This window comes from Streptomyces sp. NPDC059900, assembly GCF_050270335.1.
Taxonomy (GTDB): Bacteria; Actinomycetota; Actinomycetes; order Streptomycetales; family Streptomycetaceae; genus Streptomyces.
Window position 1 is genome coordinate 1 of the sequence record NZ_JBNNJZ010000465.1, and the last position, 6,546, is coordinate 6,546.

Below are 6,546 nucleotides of genomic sequence, written 5' to 3' on the forward strand. Positions count from 1 at the left end.
TGGAGGACCAGTACGGCGTCGGTGACTCCGTCGACCTCGGCGAGGCCATCGGCGAGGTCGAGCACGTGGGCCTCCGGCTCACCCAGATCCGCGACCTCAACGGCGGCCTCTGGCACATCCGCAACGGCGAGATCCTGCGCGTCCGCAACGACAGCCAGGAATGGGCCCGCGCCGTCCTGGACATCTCCGTCGCCTACGACGCCAACCTCGACACGGTCTACGACGTTCTGGAGCGGACCGGCACCGAGATGCGCCAGGACCCGGAGTTCGAGGGCATCCTGCTGGAGGAGCCGTCGGTGTGGGGCGTGCAGTCCCTGGACGCCGACGGTGTCGTGGTGCGCCTCGCGGTCAAGACCGTCCCGCTCAAGCAGTGGGGCGTCACCCGTGAACTGCGCCGCCGCGCCAAGACGGCCCTTGACGACGCGGGCATCGAAATTCCCTTCCCGCAGCGGACCGTGTGGATGCGCACCGACAGCGACGGCACCCTCAACGGCAGGAACAACGCCGCCAGCAACGGCAAGTCGCCGGTGAACCACTGACCGCCGTGCGCCGGTGATCCCGGAGTGCTGCGCTCCCGCGACGCGCCTGACACCCGACGACCGGTTCCCGCCGGGCGCCCCCTCAGGGGCGGCTGCTCAGGGCAGGGCGCCCGGCCGGTGGGTCGTGGTGGTGCGGCGGGATCGCAGCTCCAGGGCGCGCAGCACCAGTTCGGTGGCGAAGCGGTCGTCCGGTGAGGCCAGCAGGTCGCCGAAGACCTTCTCCAGGTTGCGCAGCCGGTAGCGGACCGTCTGCGGGTGCAGATGGAGCACGTCGGCCATCTGCAGGACGTTCCCGCGGGTGTCGAGCCACGCGCGCAGGGTGCTGATGAGCCGGTCGCGCTGATTGGCCGTGAGGCCCGCCAGCGGGGCGAGTTGCTGCTTGGCGAGCGCCGAGACCAGGCCGGGATCGGCGAAGAGGGAGAGGGCCACCAGGTGGTCCTCGCAGTGGATGTAGGCGGTGCCCTCCAGGACACCCGCCTCGGCCAGGCTCAGGGCTCTTCGGGCCCAGCGCAGGGACTCCGCCGCGTCCGCCAGCGGCACGGTCAGGCCCACCGCCGCGCGGATGGTGTGCGGGGCCGCGTCCATGAAGGCGCGGCGGTGCTCGTCGACCGGCCCGGGGATCAGGGCGTGCGGCTGCGAGGAGCTCAGGTCGACCAGGACGTCCTCGGCGACGGCGCCCCGGTCCGGTCGGCCGTCCGTGCTGAACGCGATCGGCGTGACCTCGTCGGGCAGCTGCCACTTGGCGCGCTCGGCGAGTTCGACCAGGGTCGCCCGGGGAACGGACACATCCGAGAGAAGGTGTTTCAGGAGCCGCTGGCGCTGGATGTCCTGGCCCTGCTCCATCTCCGCGCGGGCTTCCTGGTAGCCCTCGCGGGAGACCTCCATGAGATTGTCCACGTAGGCAAGCAGGGCGTCGGCGAAGGAGAGCATCAGGCCGGCCGGCAGGTTGAGCCGTCGCAGCACTCCCTTGGCCCGGTTGAGGGCGAGCCGGGCGCCGAGCCGGAAGATCGCCTGCATGGTGTCCAGGCTGCGGCCCTCATAGGCCTCGAAGCGGCCGAACATGCGGCACACCTTGTCGCGCTGGACGGTGGATGCGTCCGGGGCGGCGACCTGGTCCACGAAGCTCGTCAGGTTGTGCTCGACAATAAGATGTACGGCCCGGGAATAGGGTCCGTCGAGGACTTCCGCGTACTCGGGGTAGGAGCGGCGGATCTCGTCGATGACTTCCTGGATGAGGCCGGGCAGTTCTGGGCGCATGATCGCGGCGAACTCGCGGGGAAGAGCAGACACCGGATGCCCCGCATCCCCCGCCTTTAAAGCAGTAGTCATGGAACTCCCCTTACTCCGCCCGTGATCGAAACCGCTGACCGGCAGCGGCTGGGGACGGAAGCGCTCCCTGACGACCCCGGTGGTCGCCGGCTCGCGGCGGCTCAGAATTGATCTTGGCGCGCCGGAGCCTCTGGCACGTTAGACCATGGACAGCCGGTGTGCACCCTGCTCATCACTCTCTTTCGGACAACCCCGTTCCGCTGGTGAGGTGTTCAGGGCGCCCTGTCTGAGCGGGGCACGTCAAGAGGCCGGGAGCAGAGTGCTCATCGCCGGATGAACCTGCTGTGCGCGTTGGTGTCCGGATGACAAAAGCGGGTGCCTGCCTCCGCTTGTGACCGTGCCAGGAGAGCGGGATGCGCCGTTCGTCAAGAGGCCGGTCGCGGAGTACTCACCTGTGTACGAAGCCGCTCTCGGATTTGCTGTGCCAGAGACAAGGAAATGCCTGGTGATTTCGGTCCGGGGTCCTTTTCCAATTCGGCCGTTGCGCCGCTGAGTTACCCGTGCGTAAGGTCCGGATCGCAAGCTGAACGGGAAGCAGATCGGGCCTTATCGCGAGGTATTGCCCCGCTTCTGCTTCGGTCCTCCGGGTGCGGATGCCCCTTCGCGCAAGTGGTCCCGGCTCTCCCCGGAACCACGCGAGGACCACTCCATCGGACCCCGCGGCGGCCCCCCTGCCGCGGGGTCCGCCTTCTGATCGGAGAGCAGCGATGACCGGAGCCCCGAGCGGCGGGCGCACCGCCCGACTGGCCGCGGTCGTCGCCGTGTCCTGTGTGCTCGGCCTGCTGCCCGGTTCGGGCTCGGCCGCACGTGACCGCCAGGCCCGGCTCACGGCCGCGTACGACTGCACACTGCCTTCGGGCACCCGGCAGGTCGAGGTCGCCTTCGGCGCCACGTTTCCCGGGAGCGGGGCGGTCGGCAAGCCGATCAGGCCTACCGCGGTGAGCGTGCGCACGAGCCTGCCGCGCCCCGTCGTGGCGGAGCTGCTGCCCGAGGGGACGGCATCGGTCGCGGGAACGGCGGTGCTGGCCACGACGGTTGCCCAGGGGCGGCAGCGGGCGGCGGCCCAGTGGGCAGGCCTGGCATCCGGCGAGGTGCAACTGCCCGCGCAGGACGCCGTCGACCTGGGCTTCAGCGGTGATGTGCCGTACGTGACGGTCGGCGCCGGAGGCGATGTCACCTTCACGGCCGGGAAGCTGGACCTCACCCTCACCGCCTCGGGCTCCGGAGATCCGGGCGCGCGGCCCGCGACGGCCGAGCTGGCCTGCGCCCCGGCCGGGGGAGCGGACACCCTGCTCGCGACCGTCCCCGTCGAGACGCCCGCCGCGGACACACCTCCCGCTCCGTCCACCGGCTCCGCGGACCCGGACACCGCTACCCCGCGCGACACCCCCGAGGGCATCGACGCCGGGCCGCAGCCCCGCGCCGCCGCGGACACCTGCCCCGCACAGCCGCCCGCAGGCAAGCTCGACCCGAATCGGCTGCCGCCGGTGCCGCCGGGCGGTGAGGCCGGCGAGCTGGAGCCGACCTCGATGTGCGCGGTGCCCGCGGGCTTCGCCACCCTGCGCAAACTGAAGAGCTCGGCCCTGGTCAACGACCCGCGCGGGCCACGGATCGGTCTCATGCACCTGGCTATGCGGATGCGGGAGGTCAGGGCGCCCGACTATGTGGAGTACGACCACCTGGGCATCATGCAACTGCCCGACACCGAGGGCACGTTCCTCACCTTCGGGTTCCAGCCGATCACCGCCAAGGTCCGCTTCGAGCCGGAGCCGGCGACCATCGTCAACATCATCCGGCCCGGCAAGCGGCCGGTCACCAGGGTCGGCTACCGCCAGCATCTGCGCCTGTACGACGTCCGGGTCAACGGCGTGCCCCTCGACGTCGGGCCCCGGTGCCGCACCTCGCGGCCCGTCGAGACGGAACTCACCGGCAGCTATCCGGTCAGCGAGGGCGGGCTGCTCGAAGGCGAGCTGGACATCCCGCCGCTCCACGGGTGCGGCGCAGGCGGCGAGGACCTGGACACGCTGCTCTCCGGCGCGGTCTCCGGCCCCGGCAACGCACTGAAGATCCGCCAGGGGCGCGTCTGCGGCGCCGGATCGACCTGCAAGATCCCGGAGCTTCCCGACCTCTGACCGCCGAGCGAGCCACGGCCCACAGCACTGGGCCGAACGAAGAGGCCCGGACGAACAGGGCCGAAAGCACAGGGCCCACACCCGAACCGTGCACAACCCCGAACTCTGAGCAAGGAGGTGCGATGGGAGTCGAAGTGGTCGTCGAAGGACTGACCAAGTCGTTCGGCAAGCAGAACATCTGGCAGAACGTCACCCTGACCCTGCCGCGCGGCGAAGTCAGCGTGATGCTCGGCCCGTCCGGCACCGGCAAGACGGTCTTCCTGAAGTCGATCGTCGGCCTCGTCCGCCCCGAGCAGGGGCACGTCCTCATCGACGGCGTGGACATGGTCAACAGCCGCGAACGGGACGTGTACGAGGCCCGGAAGCTGTTCGGTCTGATGTTCCAGGACGGCGCGCTCTTCGGCTCGCTCAGCCTCTTCGACAACGTCGCCTTCCCGCTGCGCGAGCACACCCGCAAGAAGGAATCGGAGATCCGCCGCATCGTCATGGAGCGGCTCGAACTCGTCGGTCTCGCGGGGGCCGAGAAGAAGCTGCCCGGCGAGATATCGGGCGGCATGCGCAAACGCGTGGGCCTGGCCAGGGCCCTGGTGCTCGACCCGCAGATCATCCTGTGCGACGAACCGGACTCGGGGCTCGACCCGGTGCGCACGTCGTACCTCTCGCAGCTGCTCATCGACATCAACGCGGAGATCGACGCGACGATGCTCATCGTCACCCACAACCTCGACATCGCGGCGACCGTCCCCGACAACATGGGGATGCTGTTCCGCCGCAACCTCGTGACCTTCGGGCCCCGCGAAGTACTCCTGACCAGCGAGGAGCCGGTCGTCGAGCAGTTCCTCAACGCCCGCAGGGCTGGCCCCATCGGCATGTCCGAGGAGAAGGACCAGGCCACCCTGGACCTGGAGGCCGCGCACGGCATCGTCGCCGGACCCGCCACGGAGCGGACCATCGTGCCGCAGCTCGCGCCCACCCCCGGGCTACCCGAACGCCAGGCCGTGCGCCGGCGCCAGGAGCGCGTCCAGGGCATGCTGCACGAGCTGCCGCCCGCGGCCCGACGCGCCATCGAGGCCAGCCTGCGGGGCGACGACGCGCCCACCCTGGTCGGGCCGCGCGCGATACGGGGAGCGGGCGCATGAGCGCGCCTCCCGCCGCGCGCCGGCCGCTGCCGGGCCTGGGCGTGCTGCGCGAGATCGGCCACCTGTTCGCGCTCGCCGTCAGCGTGGTCCGCCTGATCTTCAAACGGCCCTTCCAGTGGCGGGAGTTCGTCGAGCAGTTCTGGTTCATCGCGAGCGTCACGATCCTGCCCGCGATGCTGGTGACCATTCCGTTCGGCGCGGTCATCGCCCTCCAGGTGGGCTCCCTGATCGAGCAGTTCGGCGCCCAGTCCTTCAGCGGCGGGGCCAGCGTCCTGGTCATCATCCAGCAGGCCAGCCCGCTGATCGTCTCCCTGCTCATCTCGGGCGTCGCCGGGTCCGCGATCTGCGCGGACCTCGCATCGCGGACCACCCGCGAGGAACTCGACGCGATGCGAGTCATGGGCGTCTCGCCCGTCCAGCGCCTCGTCGTGCCCCGGGTGCTCGCCGTGATGCTGGTCGGCGTGCTCCTCAACGGCCTGGTCTCCGTGGTGGGCATCCTCGGCGGCTACTTCTTCAACGTCGTGATGCAGGACGGCACTCCGGGCGCGTACGTGGCCAGCTTCTCCGCCCTTGCCCAGCTGCCCGACCTGTACATCAGCGAGTTCAAAGCGCTGATCTTCGGCTTCATCGCCGGAGTCGTCGCCGCCTACCGCGGACTCAACCCCAAGGGCGGACCCAAGGGCGTGGGCGACGTGGTCAACCAGTCCGTCGTCTTCACCTTCCTCATCCTCTTCTTCGTCAACATGGTCCTGACGGGCGTCTACCTCCAACTCGTCCCCCCGAAGGGGCTGTGACCCATGGCCCTGACGGCACGCGGCGGCAAGAGCCGCGCCTTCGCCTGGCTCGACCGGCCCGGCGACGAACTCCTCTTCTACCTGCGGGCACTGTTCTGGATCCCGCGCGCCGTGCGGCGCTACCCCAAAGAGATCCAGCGGCTGCTCGCGGAGGTCGCCTTCGGCAGCGGCGGCCTCGGAGTGATCGGCGGCACCGTCGGCGTGATGATCGGCATCACCGTCTTCACCGGCACGGTCGTCGGCCTCCAGGGCTACGCGGCGCTCAGCCAGATCGGCACCGACGCGTTCACCGGCTTCGTCTCCGCCTACTTCAACACCCGCGAGATCGGCCCGCTCGTCGCCGCCCTGTCCCTGTCCACCACGGTCGGCGCGGGCTTCACCGCGCAGCTCGGCGCCATGCGCATCAACGAAGAGGTCGACGCCCTGGAGAGCATGGGCGTGCGCTCCACGCCCTTCCTCGTCTCCACCCGCATCGTGGCCGGCGCCATCGCGGTCATCCCGCTCTACGGCATCGGCCTGCTCGGCTCCTACCTGGCCTCACGGGCGACGACCGTGCTGTTCAACTCGCAGTCCACGGGCACCTACGACCACTACTTCAACCTCTTCCTGGTAC

The 6,546-nt window shown here is 70.1% G+C and carries 6 protein-coding genes; 5 read left to right on the top strand and 1 reads right to left on the bottom strand.

From position 1 onward, the window contains the following. A partial coding sequence (locus ACQKIP_RS36245; protein WP_427745111.1) for a mechanosensitive ion channel family protein occupies positions 1–539 on the top strand: 539 nt, incomplete at its 5' end. 96 nt (positions 540–635) lie between these two features. On the opposite strand, the gene ACQKIP_RS36250 is transcribed toward ACQKIP_RS36245, so the two are convergent. After that, positions 636–1,868, bottom strand: coding sequence for a PucR family transcriptional regulator (locus tag ACQKIP_RS36250; RefSeq protein WP_365856151.1), 1,233 nt, complete (start codon positions 1,866–1,868; stop codon positions 636–638). Between the two features lie 707 nt (positions 1,869–2,575). On the opposite strand from ACQKIP_RS36250, the gene ACQKIP_RS36255 reads away from it, so the two are divergent. From ACQKIP_RS36255 to ACQKIP_RS36270, 4 genes are all read left to right on the top strand, one after another. Continuing rightward, complete coding sequence (locus tag ACQKIP_RS36255) at positions 2,576–4,000, top strand: DUF6801 domain-containing protein (RefSeq protein WP_365856153.1); 1,425 nt, start codon at positions 2,576–2,578, stop codon at positions 3,998–4,000. 122 nt (positions 4,001–4,122) lie between these two features. After that, positions 4,123–5,139 carry an ABC transporter ATP-binding protein gene (locus tag ACQKIP_RS36260; protein ID WP_365856155.1) on the top strand — a complete coding sequence of 339 codons (1,017 nt, stop codon included), beginning with the start codon at positions 4,123–4,125 and terminating at the stop codon, positions 5,137–5,139. Next, positions 5,136–5,933: an MlaE family ABC transporter permease gene (locus tag ACQKIP_RS36265; RefSeq protein WP_365856157.1), complete on the top strand. Its 798-nt coding sequence runs from the start codon at positions 5,136–5,138 to the stop codon at positions 5,931–5,933. Before ACQKIP_RS36260 ends, ACQKIP_RS36265 begins: the two co-directional genes overlap by 4 nt. 3 nt (positions 5,934–5,936) lie before the next feature. Further along, on the top strand, positions 5,937–6,546 hold a 610-nt coding region (locus ACQKIP_RS36270), incomplete at its 3' end, for an MlaE family ABC transporter permease (RefSeq protein WP_427745112.1).

Coding starts and splice junctions, on each gene's coding strand:
- ACQKIP_RS36250 (WP_365856151.1), bottom strand. CDS start 1,868: ATGACTACTGCTTTAAAGGCGGGGGATGCGGGGCATCCGGTGTCTGCT.
- ACQKIP_RS36255 (WP_365856153.1), top strand. CDS start 2,576: ATGACCGGAGCCCCGAGCGGCGGGCGCACCGCCCGACTGGCCGCGGTC.
- ACQKIP_RS36260 (WP_365856155.1), top strand. CDS start 4,123: ATGGGAGTCGAAGTGGTCGTCGAAGGACTGACCAAGTCGTTCGGCAAG.
- ACQKIP_RS36265 (WP_365856157.1), top strand. CDS start 5,136: ATGAGCGCGCCTCCCGCCGCGCGCCGGCCGCTGCCGGGCCTGGGCGTG.